We start from the raw sequence: 17,721 nt of genomic DNA, 5'->3' as shown, positions 1-17,721 counted from the left end.
CTCGGCGGTCTCGCCCTGACACTGAGGATGTAGGCCCGCGAGGAGGTGAAGCGACACCACACGGCGGCGAAGGCGTTCAACAGGTGGCGCACGCCTCTTCCGGAGGCGCTGTGGTGCAAGCCGCGGGTGACGTGAATCTGTGGACCCGTACATCGGTGCGGACACGTTACCGGCACCAGGTCGAGCGGATCGCTCCCGCGGAGTTGGTCGGCCGCGAGGTGGAGCTCGCCGAGTTGGCGGAGTTCTGCACGGACCCGGCGACCGCCGGTTCATACCGCTGGTGGCGGGCAGGTCCGTGGGCCGGCAAGTCGGCGTTGATGGCGACCTTCGTGCTGTCCCCACCAGCCGGCGTGCAGGTTGTTTCTTTCTTCGTCACCGCCCGTTTGGCAGGCCAGTCCGATCGCAGCGCGTTCGTGGACAACGTGCTCGAACAGTTGGTGACGCTGTTGGACGAGCAGCTGCCGCCTTTTCTGACGCCGGCAACCCGAGAGGCGCATCTGCTGGGTTTGCTCGATGACGCCGCGAAAGCCTGCACAGAGCGCGGGGTGTCGCTGACCTTGATCGTCGACGGCCTGGACGAGGACCGCGGTGTCACCACCGGTCCGGACGCGTACAGCATTGCGGGACTGTTGCCGTCCAGGCTGCCCCCGAACATGCGCGTGGTGGTGGCCGGACGCCCGGACCCGCCTGTTCCCAGCGATGTCAATCCCGATCATCCACTACTGGATCCGAAGATTGTTCGGGTGCTGCGACCATCACCGCAGGCACGGTTGTTGCGGACGCAGATGGAGAACGAACTGCTGAGCCTGCTGGACGGAGCGGAAACAAGTCGGGACGTGCTGGGATTGCTCACCGCCGCAGGCGGTGGTTTGACCGCGGAAGATTTGTCGAACTTGAGCAAGCAGCAATTGTGGCGGGTCGAACGACAACTCCACGCGGTTACCGGGCGCAGTTTCACCCGCCGCAACAGCCATTTGAGCTCCGAATCCGCACCCGAGGTGTACCTGCTAGGACACGAACAACTCCAGATCACTGCCCTGGACATGTTCGGAGCAATGCAAATCGGCGAGTATCGAAGCAGAATTCACGCGTGGGCTGCCGAATTCGCCGACGCAGGCTGGCCCCACGACACGCCAGAATACCTTTTGCGTGGTTATCACACGATGCTGTTGAGCACAGGCGACCTCGACGGCGCGACCGACTTGTGCATCGACCGCCGCCGACACGACCGACTTTTCGCCGTTACCGGCAACGACAATACTGCCTACACCCAGATTGTCGCCACACTGGATTCCCAGATTGCCCACGATCCGGTGAATATTGTCGCCACTGCACGTTTGGCACTACATCGTGACCGTTTCTACGACCGCAATAGCAATATCCGCCCCGAGCTACCCATGGCATGGGCAGACTTGGGTCGTCATCCTCGCGCCGCAGGCCTGGCTCGTTCCATAACCGATGCAAAAGATCGCAGCGATGCTTTGAGGTATGTCGCACTGAGATCGGCCGCAGCCGATCACCCAGAGTTGGCCGCCGAATTACTCACCGAAGCAGTCGGCGCCGCCAATACGATCACCAGCGACAGCAACAAGTCATTCACATTGAGGCTCCCGATAAATCCGCTTACGGAGATCAGTGGGCACGACAAGGCGATTGCGATCGCCCGCTCGATCACCGAACCAGGCCATCGATGCGACGCCCTGTCAACGGTTGCGAAGGCGCTGAGCAACGCCGACCACCAAGAGCTGGCAGCCGAATTACTCACCGAAGCAGTCGACGCCGCCAATACGATCACCAGCGACAGCAACAAGTCATTCACATTGAGGCTCCCGATAAATCCGCTTACGGAGATCAGTGGGCACGACAAGGCGATTGCGATCGCCCGCTCGATCACCGAACCAGGCCATCGATGCGACGCCCTGTCAACGGTTGCGAAGGCGCTGAGCAACGCCGACCACCAAGAGCTGGCAGCCGAATTACTCACCGAAGCAGTCGACGCCGCCAATGCCATCACCAGGGGCAGCGGCAAGTTATTCGCAGTGAGGCTCCTGGCAAGGCCTCTTGCGGAGATCAGTGAACACGACAAGGCGATTGCGATCGCCCGCTCGATCACCGAACCAGACCATCGATGCGACGCCTTGTCAAGGGTCGCCAGAGCACTGAACAACGCCGACCACCAAGAGTTGGCCGCCGAATTACTCACCGAAGCAGTCGACGCCGCCAATACGATCACCAGCGACAGCAACAAGTCACTCATATTGAGCTTCCTGATAAATCCGCTTGCGGAGATCAGTGGACACGACAAGGCGATTGCGATCGCCCGCTCGATCACCAAACCAGACCATCGATGCGACGCCCTGTCAAAGGTCGCCAGAGCACTACCACCAAGCGCTGGCAGCCGAATTACTCACCGAAGCAGTCGACGCCGCCAATGCCATCACCAGGGGCAGCAGCAGGTCATTTACATTGAGGCTCCTGACAAGGCCTCTCGCGGAGATCAGCGGACACGACAAGGCGATTGCGATCGCCCGCTCGATCACCAAACCAGACGATCGATGCGAGGCCTTGTCAAAGGTGGCGAGAGCGCTAAACAGCGCCGACCACCGAGAGCTGGCAGCCGAATTACTCATCGAAGCGGTCGACGCCGCTCGCGAGATTACCAATACGCAATTCCTGTGCAGCTCACTGGCGGCACTTGCAGAAACGCTGACCGAAGTTGATCGGCGGGATACCGCATTCGACCTCCTTGCCGAAGCGGCAGAAACTGCCGCATCTCTTACTGATACCAAAGAATCGGGATCTGCTTTATGGCAACTGTGTATTCCCATGGCGAGAATCCGGGGTCATGACAAGGCAGTCGAACTGGCACGTGCTATCGTCGAACCAGATTATCGCGGCCGCGCCTTGATAGCGGTCGCGCTCGAGCTGTCCAGAGCGGATCGTCAAGATCTGGCGGCCGATTTACTGGACGAGGCGATCCAAGTCGCCCATGCCGGCGTAGAGCCTGAACAGCAATATCAGGCCTTGGCGACGACAGCCGAAGTTCTGGCGAGCGCCGGTCGTACCCAACAAGCGATTAGTACAGCTCGTTTCATCGCCGAGCCGGGCCACCAGGCCAACGCTTTGACGACAGTGTCCAAGGCGCTGACACGGAGCGGCTATCACGACTTGGCAATCGAGATTCTGAATGAGGCGGCAGGCGTGGCCGGCCTCGTCGCCGACCCCGACCGTCAGGGCCCCATTCTTGGGGCAATAGCCGAAGCGCTCGTGACCGCGGGACGAGTTGAGCGGGCGGTCGCCGTTGCCCGGTCCATCACCGATTCAGGCCGTCAGGACGACACCCTGAAGAAAATAGCAGAATCACTGGCGACAGCGGGAGAGGTCGAGCAAGCGATCGACGTGGCCCGGTCCATCTCCCAGCACGAAGAACAAAGCTCGGCACTGATGGCGCTGGCAGAAATCTTGCTCCAAGCCGGAGATGCGCGATCCGCCGTGCGAACGGCGGCACTGGCTCTTCAATCCAGCCGATGGCACGTTGCCTTGAACTTCCTGCATCGGGTCTCGGCCGACAATTCCTTGCAGATTATTGACGAATCGATGAAACAGTAGGACAAGGCTGTCACCTCGACGGGTTTTCACAGCCCTCTCCGCAGGGCGCGATGGCCGGGTTGTCGGCACGGCACCGTTCACGCCTGGAGCCCGGCGGCCTCGAGCAGGTGGGCGGATTCGTAGTCGCGCAACTTCGCGGCTGTCAGCAGGGCGGTGTCGGCGAGCAGCCGGCTCACCAGATCCGCGTCGGCGGTGAACGCCGCCCGGCACTCGGCCCGTTCGGGGTGGTCCTCTTCGCGGCCGTCGATCGCCAGCGACCAGGCGCTGTCGGGATCGGTGGGCCTACAGAGGCCGGCGGCCAGGAGCACCAGCTCGAACAGTTCGTTCCGCCGGGGCACCGAGGGATCGGCCACCAGGCGCAACAGGAACGGCACGACCGCCGGCATCGCGGCACCGATGCGCATCGGCCCCGCCATCACCAGACTCCCCAACACCCGCTCGGCCTCCTCGGCCGCACCGGCGTCGAGCAGGCCGCGCAGCACGACCGGCACCTCCCCCGGACATCCGGCGATCGCCGCCCACGCCACGTCCTCGCACCCCGCCAACGCGGGGTGCGTCGCCCCCTCCCCCGCCAGGTGCGGGTACGCCGCCGCCAGCGCCCCGACCGCCGCCGCCACCGCCGTGTGATCGATCCGGCACACCTCAACGCCCCTTTCCCCCGACGAAACGCGACACGGGAACCTCCACCCGACCGACGCCCCGCGTCACCCGACGAACATCGTCCCGACATCGGCCGAGAAGCCGCAAACCAGTTGCCCGGTCAGTCGAATCGTCGACACCCGGCGGTGGGATCCGCGTTAGTGGGAAGGTCCGTCCGCCTTCCGGTAGAGGGCGAGTTTGGCACGTGCCGTGAGGGTGTCCGGGTGCTGTTCGCCGAGCAGGCGTTCCCGATCCGCCAACACCTGCTCCTGGATGCCGATCGCGTCGGCGACGCGACCCGCCCGCTGGAGAGTGGCCGCGAGGTTGGCCCACTCCGTCAGGATGTGCGGGTGCTGCTCGCCCAGTAGCCGTGTCCTGTCCACGATCACCTGCCTTTCGATGGTGATCGCTTCGTCCGTGCGACCCGCCTGCCCGTACGCGTTGGCGAGGCTGCCCCGCGCCATCAGCGTGCCGGGGTGCTGCTCGCCCAGTAGTCCCGCCATGTCCACGACCAACTGCTCCAGGATGGCGATCGCGTCGTCGGTGCGACCCGCCTGCCCGTACGAGGCGGCGAGGTTGTGCCGCGCGTCCAGGGTGTCCGGGTGTTCTCTGCCCACCAGGTGTTCCATGTCCACGACCAACCGCTCCAGGATGGCGATCGCGTCGTCCGTCCGACCCGCCTGCCCGTACGAGGCGGCAACGTTGAGCCGCGCGGTCAGGGTGTCCGGGTGTTCCTCGCCCAGCAGGTGTTCCCGAGTTGCCGACACCTGCTCGTCGATGGTGATCGCGTCGGCCATGCGACCCGCCTGCCCGTAGGAGGCGGCGAGGTTGCCCCAGCAGGTCAGCGTGGACGGGTGGTGCGGGCCCAGCAGCCGTGTCATGTCCACGACCAACCGCTCCTCGATGGTGATCGCGTCATCCGTGCGACCCGCCTGCGAGTACGAGACGGCGAGGCTCCCCCGCGCGGTCAGCGTGTGCAGGTGCTCCGGGCCGAGGATGCGTTCGGATCTTGTCATGGTGTTGTGCCAGTAGGTGATGGCCGGGGCCTGGAGTCCGGTGTGGAGCAGGCCGTTGCCCGCCTCGTAGAGGAGCGGGTGGCCGTCGGGGTGCCAGAGGAGGTCGCCGGCGACGGTGGCGAGGGTGGTGGTGTTGGCGATCAGGGTGGTGAGCAGGTCGGTGGTGGCGCGGTCGTTGTCGGGCCACAGGTGCAGGAGGGCGTCGGCGGCGGCGCGGGCGACGGTGGCGGGGTCGGGGGTGGCGGTTTCGCGGGTGGCGCGGGCGGTGAGGGCGTGGATGCGCACCGCGTGGTGGTCGGCGGCGGGGGTGTGGACGAGCAGGCCGTAGCGGTGCAGTGTGCGCAGCGCCTTGCGGGCCTGCTCGGCGGTCACCGGGCCGTCGTCGGACGGGCGGGTGCGGTGGGCGGTGAGGTAGTCGGTGACCGGCGGGGTGGCCCAGAGCGTGTCGGGGTGGCCGTCGGGGTCGCAGACCGCGGCCAAGGCCAGGGCCGGTCGGGCCAGCCCGACCGGGGGTCGGGTGTCGGCGGCGTCCAGGGACAGCAGGAGCGCGACGGCCACCGGTCTGCCGTAGGCGTCCGGGTCCACCCCGGCGGGCATCAGCTCGTCCAGGCGTTGGTCTCCGGCGGTGTAGCGGGCCAGGTAGGCCGCGCACGTCACGTGCTGGTCGAGCAGGTAGGCCGCGGCGTGCGACAACGCCAAGGGCAGGTGCCCCAACGCGTCGGCCAACTCCGTCGCCCGGTCTTCGAGCAGGTGGGCGCAGTCGTCGCCGGTGAGCCGGTCGCGCAGGTACCGGACCGACTCGGCGGGGGTGAACGTGTCGACGTCCACGCGTCGACGCCCGGATCCGGTGAGCGCGGCCTCGCGCAACCGGGTCGTGGCCAGCGTCCACCCGCCCTCGCGGTGCGGCGGCCACAGGCCGGTCAGGTGGGCGGAATCGGTCACGTCGTCGAGCACGACCAACCAGCTGCGGTCGGTGGTGCGCAGCCACTCGGTCAACGCCTCGGCGTCCGCGGCGGGGTCGGAGCCGTCCGCGCCGGGCGCCCCGACCCGCAGCGCCGCGGTGGCGTAGGCGGTGATCACCTGCTCCGGTGTCGAGGCGTTGACCCACACCACCAGGTCCGCACCCTCGGCGACGGCCCGTTCGGCGAACCACGCCGCCAACTGCGACTTGCCGACGCCGCCCCCACCCGCCAACACCCGCGTCCCCGCTCCACCCCGGCCGGCGGGCTCCCGGCCTTCCTGTGTCAGCACCACGTCCTCGCCGTGGCGACGCGCGGCCAGCACCCGCTCCCGCACCTCGACACGCGGCTGGAACGCCGAGGCCAACGGCGGCGGCGATCCCACCACCACCGGCCACACCCGCCCCGCAGCGGGCGGATGGTGGTGATGCTCGACGCGCACGTCACCCATCACCCCGGTGTTCGCCACACCGCCGTTGTCGGCCGTGGCCGCACCCGAGTCGTGGACCTCCACCACGTCCCGCGCCCCTTCCGGCCGGGGCTCGCGTGCGGTCACGAGCGCGGACGCCGGACGCCGGTGTTGGCCACCGACCCCGAGCCGTTCGCGACCGCCTTCCCCGACCCGGTCACGCGGATCGCCCCCGTGCCGTCCCGCGCGGTCTCGACGCCGGTGTTCGCCTCACCACCGCCGGAGGCCTCGGCACTCCCGGAACTCTCCACGACCGTTCCGTCCGACTCGTCGCCCTTCGACGCCACCGTGCCCCTCTCGCCCCGCCCGCCACGCGCCGGCGGCAGCAGGTACGGCGCCACGAGCGCCGCCACCGCCACCACGCCGCCGATGCTGCTGCCCACCTTGTCCGCCTCGTCCAGGCCCACCACGAACAGGTACACCGCCAACCCCGCCACGATCACACCGAAAACACCACGCCCCACCCACCGAATGCCACGCGGAGAAACCACAACCCACCCCCACTGAACACGACCGACCCGGCCGGCGCCGCGAACTCCTGCCGCCCGCGAAGGCACCGGTCGACACAGGTTCCCGCACCCGACGTTTCGCACACCCCGGGGCACGCATTACACCCGCGTCCGGTGTGACGGGATTCGCCCTGCCGGACGGAGAAGGGCTCAGGTTCGCGTCGGCGTTCGCCGACCTCGGCGTCGCCGTGGAAACTCCCGACGACGAACGTGACCGGGCGCGCCGTCCGCGGAGACGGCACGGCGGTGCGCGGACGGGTCGTGCGCGCACCGCCGTGCGGACCGGGTCAGCAGCCGGTGGTGGTGTCCGTGCCGTCGACGGTGCAGGTGTCGGTGCCGAGGCCGCCGTTGGCGGTGTCGCCGCCGGTGCCGTCCTGGACGTCGATGGAGTCGTTGCCGTTGGAGCCGCTCATGATGTCGGTGCCGCCGAGGCCGCAGATGACGTCGTTTCCGTTGGTGCCGTTGAGGGTGTCGTTGCCGGGGGTGCCGGTGATGGTGCACCCGAGCGCGTTGTTCACCGTGGTGGACTGCGCGGCGGTGTTGTCGGCGGCGTTGGGGTCGTTCTCGGTGGCCGACGCCGTCGAGGTGGCGGTGATGGTGCCGGTGGTCGACGGGGTGACCGTGATGGTCACGGTGGCCGTGCCGGACGCGGCGACGGCGCCGAGCGAGCAGGTCACGGTGGGCGCGCTGATCGTGCAGGAGCCCTGCGAGGTGGCGGCGGAGTCGATGGAGCGCGCGGTGCCGGACAGCGTGGTGGACACCGAGACCCCGGTCGCGGCGGCCGGTCCCGCGTTGGCCGTCGTGACGGTGTAGGTGTAGGGGTCGCCGCCGAGGGCGACCGGGTCGGCGGAGTCCGCCACCGTGACCGACACGTCCGCGTCGGCGTAGGTGTACCGGTCCGCGGTCGAGGTCGCGCTGGTGCCGCCGACCGCGGTCACGGTGACGTCGACGGTACTGACGGCGTGGGCGGGTGCGACCGCGGTGATCGAGGTCGGGCCGACGACGGTGTACGAGGTCGCGGCGGTGGTGCCGAACAACACCGCCGTGGCGCCGGTGAACCCGGTTCCGGTGACGGCGACGGTGGTGCCGCCCGACGGCGGGCCGGTGGCCGGGCTGAGCGCGGTGACCCTGGGTTGGACCACGTTCGCGGTGGTCAGGCCGTAGGGCCCGGAGCCGACGCCGAAGGTGGAGGTGTCGGTGTTGGTGGAGGTGTCGATCACCGACACCGTGTCCGGGCCGATGTTCGCGACGTAGGCGCGGCTGCTGTCGGGACTGACGACCACGCCCGCCGGGATGGCCCCGACGGTGACCGTGGTGGTCAACGTGGTGGTGGCGGTGTCGATCACCGCGACGGAGCCGGAGCCGTACCGGGCGACGTAGGCGGTGGCGCCGTTCGGGGCGACGGCCACTCCGGTGATCTGGTCGGAGGGCCCGCCCACGGTGGCGGTGACCGTCGCCGTCGCGAGGTCGACCACGGAGACGGTGCCCGCCCCCAGGTTGGCCACGTACGCCGTGGCGCTGTCCGGCGTGATCGCGACGGTGACCGGGATGGAGCCGACCCCGACGGTCGAGGTCACCGCGTTCGTGGCGGTGTCGATCACCGACACCGAGTTGGAGCCGGTGTTGGCGACCACGGCGCGGGACCCGTTCGGCGCGATCGCGATGCCGAGAGGGCCGGACCCGACTGGGGTGGTCGTCACGACGCTCGCCGCGGCCGTGTCGACCACCGCGACCCCGCCGCCGTTCCTGGTCACGTACAGGAAATCGCCGTCCGGGGTCGCGCCGACGACGATCGTCCCGACCACCGCGGACGTGGCGGCGTCGTAGGCGGTCAAGGTGTTCGAGCCGCTGTTGGCGACGTAGACGAACGGATGCCGTTCCACCGCCGCGGCGGCCGGCTGGGCAGTCACGGCCAGCGAGGCGCCCACCGCCACGGCGGCATCGCGGAGCTTTCCACTTCGTGCGCGCGGCACCGGCAACACTCGCGAAATACGAACGCGCGAAGATAATCGCAGTGCGTGGGCGAATTCCCACCCGGACCCACCGCACCGTGTCCGGCGAAGTCGCCTCCGCGGTGCCGGACAAGCATCATCCGCCCCGCACCGACGGTCAGGTGCGACCGGGCACCCGAAGGAGTGGTCGATCCCGGCGAACGAGTGACTCCGGAAAGACGAGATTCCGTGCGTCAGGTGATCTCGAGGGCGACCACACCGGAACGGCCGGCCAATCCGGGCGCGTACAGGCAGGCGAGCAGGTTGACCGCGGGCCCGATCACGACCATCACCGCCGCGGCGCCCGCGAACAACCCGGCCGTGACGGAGCCGGTGAGGGTGACGACCGTCGAACCGCCGACCGTGGTGACCGTCCGGTCGTAGGTGAAAACACTGCTCTCACCGGTGTTCCAGTGGAACGTGAGCACCGCGCTGTCGGACTCGAGCAGGTCGAGGCACGACGCGGACCTGGTCGCCGTCCCCTCGCTGAACCCCGCGGTCAACCCGGGCACGGTGGTGGACGAGCACGGGGCGAGGACGTGCGAGAAGTGGATGGTCTGAACCGACGGCTGGAGAACGATCCCCGGCGAATAGGTGACCGTTTGCGTACCGGCACAAGTCACACCGCCGGTGTCGGCCACCGCGACGGCGGGCGCCAGGAAAAACCCCGCCACCACGGACGAAACCACGGCCAGGACAACGAATCTTCGCATCACGCGCTCCTTCGATCACGATGGGAGGTGACGGTAGATTCCTATCACGAGCGGCGCACCCGGAAACCCACCATTCAGGTCTGCGCCACCACACTCGAAATCACACAGAGTGTGCGGTAAGACCCGTCGATTCCACGGTAATCCATTCACCGGCGAACCAATTCACGCGACGAGGCCGCTCGCAACCGCCCGCGAACCGGGCGACCACCCGCGCCGGGCGGGGCTGGACGTGGAGAATGCGACCGCTCACCGCGGCATGAGAGTGCATTCCGGGTTGTCCGATGTGGTGGTCGCGGGCATTGGACTACGATCTCCGAGGCTGGAGCGGATGTCCGGTTGCTGCTGTCGATTGGACCCGCGTGCTGTCTTCACTCCCGCGATCGATGGAGTTGATGGGGTGGCGTGTCTTCACGTCGGCTGCGCGATGTGGTCCCACAAGGCGTGGCGGGCGCGGTTCGTGCCGCGGTCGTTGCCGCCCGGCGAGCGCCTGCGGGCCTACGCCGGTTGGTGCAACGCGGTCGAGGGCAACACCACCTTCTACGCGACCCCCGCGCGGGACACGGTCGTGACGTGGGCGCGGCAGACCGGTCCCGGTTTCCGCTTCGTGGTCAAGCTGCCCAAGATCGTCACGCACGAGCGCCGGTTGGTCGGTGTCGAGGCCGAGATGCGGGCGTTCCTGGACGCGGTCGAGCCCCTCGGCGAGCGGGCGGTCCTGTGGACCCAACTGCCCGGCTCGTTCGGCCCCTCGGACGTCGACGCCTTGGCGCGGTTCCTGCGCAGACTCCCCGCCGACCGTGAGCGCGCCGTCGAGGTGCGCCACCCCCGGTTCTTCACCGAACCCGGCTCGACGTCCCTGCTGGAGTCCGTGCTCGCCGACGCGGACGCCGAGTGGATCCCGTTCGACACCACCGTGTTCTTCCAGAGCACCCCGGCCAGTGACGCCGCCCGGGACGCCTGGGCGAAGAAACCGCGACTGCCGCGGCGGACGCGGGCGCTGACCGACCGGCCGATCGTCCGCTACCTGGGCGGCGACTCGGTCGAGGAGACGGTCCAGGGGTGGCAGCCGTGGGTCGCGACGGTCGCCGACTGGCTGCGCGAGGGCCGGTCGCCGACCGTGTTCCTGCACACCCCCGACAACGACGACGCACCCGCGCTCGCCCGCCGGTTCCACGACGACGTCCGAACACTCGTACCCGACCTCGACCCCCTGCCCGAACCCGAGCCCGTCGAACCCGCGACCCTGTTCTGAAGCGATACCGCAACCGCGCGGGACACCCTCCACAAGTCGCATCGCGACCACTGGCCTCGTGCCCCCGCCGGTGGGCGGGTTGTTCAGAGGCCGAGGGGGTGGTGTGAGAGCCAGTCCGCGTGGTTCTGCCTCAGGGTGTCCCGTTCGCCGGTCGTGGGCAGGAGTACGTCCGCGCCTCCGTCGTAGGGGTGGTGGACGCGGTCGAAGGACAGGCTGGTGATCATCACGTCGTGGGCGGTGTCGTCGGCCGCGGCGCGGAGCAGGTCGTCGACGAGCCCGGGCCGCCATGGCCTGCGGGCGACGTGGAGGTGGGTGTAGGTGATGAACTCCGGGTCCGTCTCGGTCTCGTCGGTGGGTACGGACGTCCAGTAGCGGGCATCCGGGTTCAGGCTCGCGTGCCGGTCCGACAGTCCCGGCGGGCGGGGCGTGGTCGACCAGTCGGAGGTGACGATCCGGACCTCCTGCCCGCGGAACAGTTCGTCCAGGACCGTGTTGTAGCGGTGGAGCACGATGTCGTACTCGGTGTCGTCGTCGGGATAGCGCTTGGACCCGGGCAGGCTGTGGAAGCGCACCCATCGGTCGCCGTGGGCGTGCTTCAGGGTGTCGGCCAACGGCGGGCACCCTGGCCACCGCCGCCGCCACAGGGAGGACAGGTCCTCCTCCGACACGCGATCACCTTCCCGGACCGGTAGTCGACTGGGACCCGCTGAACCTACGCGCGAAGACATGACGCACGCAGCACGTTTATCCGCTCCTCGGCAAAGGCGCACGTCGAATCAGCTGCCCTGTCCGCAGCACGAGCGGATGTTCGTCCGGTCTCGAAGTGGTGGTGTCGGCAGTTGTGCGTTGTGTCCGGTGGCAGTGCCGGATGTGGTGACGGCCGGTGGTTCTGGCATAGGGGCGGATGGTGGCGGGGGGACGTGACCTTTGCGCAGGCGCCGGTGGTGCCGGCGATGGAGGCCGTGGCCGCCGCAGTGGGCGTGGGCCGTGTGCCGGTGGGTTCGGGTGTGTTCGTGGGCCGGTCGGGCGAGTTGGCACGGTTGGACGCCGCTGTCACGGGTTCGGGTGGTCGTGCGGTGGTGGTGGCGGTACACGGTTTGGGTGGGGTGGGGAAGTCGACGTTGGCGGCCCGGCTCGCCGAGTTGCACGCGGACAGGTTTTCGCCGGTGTGGTGGGTGATCGCGGATTCGCCATCGGCTGTCGAGGCGGGGGTGCGGACCTGGCGGTGGCGGTGGCGTCGGAGGTCGCAGTGTTGCCGGTGGAGCAGCGGGTGGAGTTGGGCATCCGGTGGCTGGGCCCGCCACGACGGGTGGTTGGTGGTGTTGGACAACCTGACCACCCCGGCGGACGCGGCCGGGGTGTTGGGGCGGGTGCGGACGGGCACGGTGGTGGTCACCAGCCGCCAGGCTCGTCTGGTGGTGGCGGAGTGGTCGGACGCGGTCCTGCCGGGAGTGGGTGACCTGTGCGCGGAGTTGGGGTTCCTGCCGTTGGCCGTCGAGCAGGCCGGGGCCTACATCGCCCAGAACCGCATCACTCGACAGGTTCCCGGCCCGGATGTTCACCGCGACCGGGGAGGGCGGCGACGCGCGACGCACGATCGCCCGGGTCTGGCACGTCACCCTCGACCACCTGACCGACACCCCGCTCGCGGGAACGGTGTCGCGGGTGCCGGCTTGGTGGGCCTCCGACCAGGTCCCACGCGACTTCCTCGCCGGCCTCGGCACGGAACCCGACATGCACGAGGCGTTGGGCCGTCTGGCCGCGCACAGCATGATCAGCCTGACCGGGTCCACTGTGTCGGTGCACCGCCTGGTACAGGCCGTCACCCGCACCCCCGCTGACGAAGATCCCCACCGTCTGCCCGGCGACATCGCCTCCGCACGCGACACCGCCACCACCACCCTCGCAACCGCCCTGGACGGTCCTGACCCGTGGTCACCGGCGGATTGGCCCACCTACCGCCTGGTCCTGCCCCACGCCCGCGCCCTGCTGGACCACACCACCACCGACACCGCCACCACCCACCACGCCCGAGCCACCCACAGCCGGCAACGCCTCCTCGGGCCCGACCACCTGGACAGCCTGACCTCCCGCAACAACCTCGCCGTCGCCTACGGGTCCGCCGGTGACCTGGGCAGGGCGATCCCGCTGCACGAAGCCACCCTCACCGACTGTGAACGCGCCCTCGGACCCGATCACCCCACCACGAAGATCATCCGACAGAACCTGGGCCAAGCCCGCCGAACCTGATCAACAACTCCGTCGGCGCGACTGGTGTCCGTTCCGCCTGAACCCTTCGGGGCAGGAGCGCGTTGAGCTGCGGTCCGAAGGCTTGGTCCGGGCGTGGGTGCGCCGGGTTGTTCGGGTCTGGTTTTCGGATCGCGGGATTCGGTGGTCGACAGCCCTGTCGCCGCAGTGTTGGGCGTCGGTTGGGGTGTCGTCAGGCGGGTTTGCGGATGAGGCCGGTGTAGGCGGCGACGGTGAGGGTGGCCAGTGCCCAGACGAGGGCTTGCAGTGCCCACAGCAGGTAGGTGAAGGCCTGGCCCTTCCGGCTGCTGGTGTCGAGGTCGCAGCGGGCGCGCAGGCCGGTGGCGCCCAACGGCAGGCCGCGGTCGATGCCGAGGCCGATGAGTTCGGCGGTGGAGCACGGGACGCCTGCCGCGGTGGTCGGGGTGGTCGGGGGCGTGACGCGTTCGGCGGCGTGGTGGTCTGGCCGGGTGGGGACTTGTCCGGCGGTGTAGCCGGTGGCTCCGGCGAGGAGCAGGACGGTGAGCAGTGCGGTGACGAGGCGGTGGGCGCGGTAGCCGTAGCGGCCCAGCCGGCCCCACAGCCGGTGCCGTGCGCGGGCGAGGTGTCCGCCGAGGGCGTCGGGGGCGCGTCGGCGGAGGTCGTCTTGTTGGGTGATGAGGATGTGGCGGGCGTTGTTGTCGTGTCCGGCGGCGCGTTCGACGGCGGCGAGTTGTTGGTAGGGCTGGGGCAGGTAGCCGGGGGTGTGGTGCACGAGCAGGTGCAACCACTGCCGCCACGAGATGCCCCGAAGCTGAGGGAACACCAGCCCGTGCACGACGAGTCGGCGGGAGCTGTCCGGGCAAGGACGAGGGCCTGATGTCCGGCCGGCCCGCGGACACACCAGCACGGCGGGAAGGAACAACGCCGCGTCCACCGTGGCCTCCGTCAACACCAGCAGCGGTCCGGACTCGTTGGTCAACCGCGTTCCGGTCAAGTCGGCTTGGCCGCCGATGTGGGCGCTGAGCAGTCGTAACGCGCCGTCTTCACCGCTGCCGGTGAGGTTCGCGTCGCGCAGGAACAGGATGCCGTCGGTGCGGACGCGGTCGGCGTGCAGGGCGGGGCCGGTGGTGTTGGTGACGGCGGTGCGGTCGAGGTCGAGTTGGCCGCCGATGTGGGCGCTGAGCAGTCGTAATGCGCCGTTTTCGCCGCTGCCGGTGAGGTTCGCGTCGCGCAGGAACAGGGGGCCGTCGGTGCGGACGCCGTCGGCGCCCAGGGCGGGGCCGGTGGTGTTGGTGACGGCGGTGCGGTCGAGGTCGAGTTGGCCGCCGATGTGGGCGCCGAGCAGTCGTAACGCGCCGAGTTCACCACTCCCGGTGAGGTGCGCGCCGTCCAGCGACAGGATGCCGTCGGTGCGGACGCCGTCGGCGTGCAGGGCGGGGCCGGTGGTGTTGGTGACGGTGGTGCGGTCGAGGACGAGTTGGCCGCCGATGTGGGCGCCCAGCAGTCGTAACGCGCCGTCCTCGCCGCTGCCGGTGAGGTGCGCGCCGTCCAGGAACAGGTCGCTGTCGGTGCGGACGCGGTCGGCGTGCAGGGCGGGGCCGGTGGTGTTGGTGACGGCGGTGCGGTCGAGGTCGAGTTGGCCGCCGATGTGGGCGCCGAGCAGTCGCAACGCGCCGAGTTCACCGCTCCCGGTGAGGTGCGCGCCGCCCAGCGACAGGTCGCCGTCGGTGCGGACACTCACGGCGTCGACGGCGGTGATCGTGCTGTGGCGCAGGTCCACCTGGCGGAGTCGGGCGTGCCTGCAGGTGATGCCGTCCGGTAGTGAGCAGGCGAAGAGCGCGAGGCCGGTGACCGCGACGACGTGGTCCAGGTCCAGCTTTCCGACCACTCGCACACCCCGGATGAGTACGCCGCGGGGATCGAGTTCGCCGCGGCGGCCCATCAGCAGTTCCCGGATCAGTTCCGCCCGCACCCGCAGTCCCGGGTCCTCGGTGTCGGCGAGTTGCTCGGGCGTCAGGTCGGTGTCGGGTCGTGTCCAGGTGCCTCGGCAGGCGGCAGCGATGACCGCTTCCTCCACAGGGCTGAGGTTGTCCAGGACGGGCGGCGTCTGCGAGTCGCTCACCCGCCAACTGTGGATCACGCGGGTCTGCGGTGGTAGTCGGCCGTCGGGGTGTTCCGGTTGTGGATCGCCTACCGGACACCGTGACGTCCGGGGCTGCTCCCCGCCGGTCGAGGTGTTCCCCGAGCTTGTTCCGCGGCTCGACCGCGTCGACCACCTCGTAGCGCCGGCCCGGCAACGCGCACGCCCGCGCCGTCGCCTTGAACGCCACCCGGTCGCGCGATCCCCACAGCGGCCCGAAAGGTAGGTCCGAACACCCGAAGCGTGGCCCGAACGGTAGATCCGGAATCCGAAGAGTTGGCCCGATCCGGACAACTGGCGATCTCTGCCGTCGCGAACGTCCGCTCATCGGCAGAACAGCGTGTACGTCGAGCTGCCCGCTCTGCGGCATGAGCGGATGTTCGTTCTGCCGTGGAATGTCGGTGGCGGCGGTTGCCCGGTGGTGGGCGATGGACAGGTGCGGGTGCGGGGTGTCCGAGGCCGTCGGGGTCGGTGGTGTTGGTCGGGGTGTTCCTGCACGGGTTGGACGGCCAGGTGCGCCGGTCGCCGGGCTCACCGGCCCTGGCGATGGACACTCGCCATTTCTGTGGACGGGTGCCCGGCGGCACGACCGCGTCACTCCCGGGATCCGGGCCGTGAACAACTCCGCCGACACCCGGCCCCGCTCGCGTCGGATCGGAGGTCGACCCGCAACACAGGGGGAAGGGGCCGGGTTTGCCTGGTCTGGCGCGTGGTCAGCGCTGGTCCAGTGCCCGTTCGATCGCGCGGCGGGCGTAGGCCGCGGCCGCCCGGTCGTGCTGGAGCTGCATGGCCGCGTTCAGCGCCAGCCCGGCGGCGATGATCTCGAACAGCGCCTGGTCGACGTCGAACCCGGCGGGCAGCTCGCCGTTGTCCACCGCCGCGGTCAGGTCCGTCCGCAGTCGGTCCCGCCAGCGCGCCCACACCTCGGCCACCGCGTCGCGGACCGGGCCGGGCCGGCCGTCGTACTCGGTGAGCGCCGCGGTCATCAGGCAGCCGCCGGGCAACAGGGGGGCCTCCAGGTACCCCACCGAGTTGGCGCACACCGCACGTAGTCGCCGCAGGCCCGGCGGCTCGGCCAGCGCGGGCTCGACCACCCGGTGCCAGAAGTCCACGAATGCCTTGTCCACTGTGGAGATCTGGAGCGTCTGCTTGGTGCCGAAGTGCTTGTGCACCCCGGACTTGCTCATCTCCAGCTCCTCGGCGAGCCGGCCGATGGTGATGCCGTCCAGCCCTTCCTCGGAGGCGATCTCGGCGGCGCGGTCGAGGATCCGGCCCCGGGTGGCCTGCGCCTCGGCCGCTGAGCGTCGCGGTGACATGCGACGAGGATAGCGTACGCACGTTCGCTATTGTTTAGCGGACGCCCGTACGCTAACTTCCGTCACGACCACAGGGAGGAGCACCGGATGCGGACGCGACGACTGGGCTGGGCCGGGTTGGAGATCGAGGCGGGCGGCGAGCGGCTGGTGATCGACCACGTGCGGAATCTGTCGCCCGTGTTCCCCGGCTGGAAGGCAGGCGAGGGCCTGGTGGCACCGAGCGGACCGGTCACCGCCGCGCTGCTCACCCACCTGCACCGGGACCACGCCGACGTGGCCGCGCTCGCGGGCGTCCTGGCGCCGGGGGCACCGGTACTCCGACCGGCGCCCGGCCACGGCGACGACGAGGACAACGTGACGACACTGCCCGCCGAGCGCGAACTGACCCGGCACCGGATGGCCACCGAGGTCGTGGACGCCTGGTGCACCCGCGAGGTCGGCCCGTTCCGCGTCACCGCGATCCCCGCCGTCGACGGACTGGGCGACCCGCAGCTGAACTGGGTGGTGCGGGCCGACGGGCAGCAGGTCTTCCACGGCGGCGACACGATGTTCCACGGGTACTGGTGGCTCGTCGCGCGCCGGTTCGGCCCGTTCGACGCGGCGTTCCTGCCCGCCAACGGCGCGGTGGTCGACGTGCCGCACCTGCGGCCGCCGAGTCCCCTGCCCGCCGCGATGGACCCGGAGCAGGCCGCCGCGGCCGCGACGATCCTGGACGCCCGGTACGCCGTGCCGATGCACTACGAGGCGGAACAGCCGGACAAGAACCCGGGCTACGTCGAGGTCTCCGACCCGGAGGCGGAGTTCCGCGCGCACGCCGGACAGCGCGCACACGTACTGCCCGTCGGGGAATGGCTGGACCTGGCCGCATGATCGCAACCCCGC

12 protein-coding genes are annotated in these 17,721 nt (G+C 69.5%); 4 read left to right on the top strand and 8 right to left on the bottom strand.

The annotated features are described in order from the left end of the window. Positions 1-218 precede the first annotated feature (218 nt). Entirely contained in the window at positions 219-2,720 is a 2,502-nt protein-coding gene (locus AB0G50_RS21350; RefSeq protein ID WP_360111240.1) for a hypothetical protein, read from the top strand. 966 nt (positions 2,721-3,686) lie between these two features. On the opposite strand, the gene AB0G50_RS21345 is transcribed toward AB0G50_RS21350, so the two are convergent. The 5 genes from AB0G50_RS21345 to AB0G50_RS21325 form a co-directional block, all read right to left on the bottom strand. Next, positions 3,687-4,250, bottom strand: coding sequence for a hypothetical protein (locus AB0G50_RS21345; protein ID WP_360111237.1), 564 nt, complete (start codon positions 4,248-4,250; stop codon positions 3,687-3,689). A gap of 156 nt (positions 4,251-4,406) precedes the next feature. Continuing rightward, positions 4,407-6,779 carry a tetratricopeptide repeat protein gene (locus tag AB0G50_RS21340; RefSeq protein WP_360111234.1) on the bottom strand — a complete coding sequence of 791 codons (2,373 nt, stop codon included), beginning with the start codon at positions 6,777-6,779 and terminating at the stop codon, positions 4,407-4,409. Then, positions 6,776-7,135 (bottom strand): hypothetical protein, encoded by a 360-nt coding sequence (locus AB0G50_RS21335; RefSeq protein WP_360111231.1) that lies wholly within the window; start codon positions 7,133-7,135, stop codon positions 6,776-6,778. Before AB0G50_RS21335 ends, AB0G50_RS21340 begins: the two co-directional genes overlap by 4 nt. A gap of 353 nt (positions 7,136-7,488) precedes the next feature. Next, a complete protein-coding gene (locus tag AB0G50_RS21330) occupies positions 7,489-9,111 on the bottom strand; it encodes an IPT/TIG domain-containing protein (RefSeq protein ID WP_360111228.1) in 1,623 nt (540 codons plus the stop codon). Positions 9,112-9,386: 275 nt separating this feature from the next. Further along, positions 9,387-9,905, bottom strand: coding sequence for a hypothetical protein (locus AB0G50_RS21325; RefSeq protein WP_360111225.1), 519 nt, complete (start codon positions 9,903-9,905; stop codon positions 9,387-9,389). Between the two features lie 424 nt (positions 9,906-10,329). Between AB0G50_RS21325 and AB0G50_RS21320 the strand changes: the two genes are divergently transcribed. Beyond that, positions 10,330-11,154: a DUF72 domain-containing protein gene (locus AB0G50_RS21320; protein ID WP_360111397.1), complete on the top strand. Its 825-nt coding sequence runs from the start codon at positions 10,330-10,332 to the stop codon at positions 11,152-11,154. Between the two features lie 83 nt (positions 11,155-11,237). On the opposite strand, the gene AB0G50_RS21315 is transcribed toward AB0G50_RS21320, so the two are convergent. Beyond that, positions 11,238-11,822, bottom strand: coding sequence for a hypothetical protein (locus tag AB0G50_RS21315; RefSeq protein WP_360111222.1), 585 nt, complete (start codon positions 11,820-11,822; stop codon positions 11,238-11,240). Positions 11,823-12,708: 886 nt separating this feature from the next. On the opposite strand from AB0G50_RS21315, the gene AB0G50_RS21310 reads away from it, so the two are divergent. After that, on the top strand, positions 12,709-13,404 hold the full coding sequence (locus AB0G50_RS21310) for a tetratricopeptide repeat protein (protein ID WP_360111219.1): 696 nt from the start codon (positions 12,709-12,711) through the stop codon (positions 13,402-13,404). Positions 13,405-13,594: 190 nt separating this feature from the next. Here AB0G50_RS21310 and AB0G50_RS21305 read toward each other — a convergent pair whose 3' ends face one another. Together AB0G50_RS21305 and AB0G50_RS21300 are read right to left on the bottom strand one after the other, a co-directional pair. Then, a complete protein-coding gene (locus tag AB0G50_RS21305; protein ID WP_360111216.1) occupies positions 13,595-15,505 on the bottom strand; it encodes a hypothetical protein in 1,911 nt (636 codons plus the stop codon). A gap of 731 nt (positions 15,506-16,236) precedes the next feature. After that, positions 16,237-16,839 carry a TetR/AcrR family transcriptional regulator gene (locus tag AB0G50_RS21300; protein WP_360111214.1) on the bottom strand — a complete coding sequence of 201 codons (603 nt, stop codon included), beginning with the start codon at positions 16,837-16,839 and terminating at the stop codon, positions 16,237-16,239. 87 nt (positions 16,840-16,926) lie between these two features. Here AB0G50_RS21300 and AB0G50_RS21295 point away from each other — a divergent pair, with 87 nt between their 5' ends. Continuing rightward, a complete protein-coding gene (locus tag AB0G50_RS21295) occupies positions 16,927-17,709 on the top strand; it encodes an MBL fold metallo-hydrolase (protein WP_360111211.1) in 783 nt (260 codons plus the stop codon). The last annotated feature ends 12 nt before the right edge of the window (positions 17,710-17,721 follow it).

The sequence above is a fragment of the Actinosynnema sp. NPDC020468 genome (genome assembly GCF_040642015.1).
Taxonomy (GTDB): Bacteria; Actinomycetota; Actinomycetes; order Mycobacteriales; family Pseudonocardiaceae; genus Actinosynnema.
The sequence above is the reverse complement of the archived record's forward strand: the minus strand, read 5'-3'. Positions and strand labels throughout refer to the sequence as shown.

Bases quoted from the DNA above. Each gene is read 5' to 3' on its own strand.
- AB0G50_RS21320 (WP_360111397.1), top strand. From the start codon at position 10,330: ATGTGGTCCCACAAGGCGTGGCGGGCGCGGTTCGTGCCGCGGTCGTTG.
- AB0G50_RS21325 (WP_360111225.1), bottom strand. From the start codon at position 9,905: ATGCGAAGATTCGTTGTCCTGGCCGTGGTTTCGTCCGTGGTGGCGGGG.
- AB0G50_RS21300 (WP_360111214.1), bottom strand. From the start codon at position 16,839: ATGTCACCGCGACGCTCAGCGGCCGAGGCGCAGGCCACCCGGGGCCGG.
- AB0G50_RS21295 (WP_360111211.1), top strand. From the start codon at position 16,927: ATGCGGACGCGACGACTGGGCTGGGCCGGGTTGGAGATCGAGGCGGGC.
- AB0G50_RS21310 (WP_360111219.1), top strand. From the start codon at position 12,709: ATGTTCACCGCGACCGGGGAGGGCGGCGACGCGCGACGCACGATCGCC.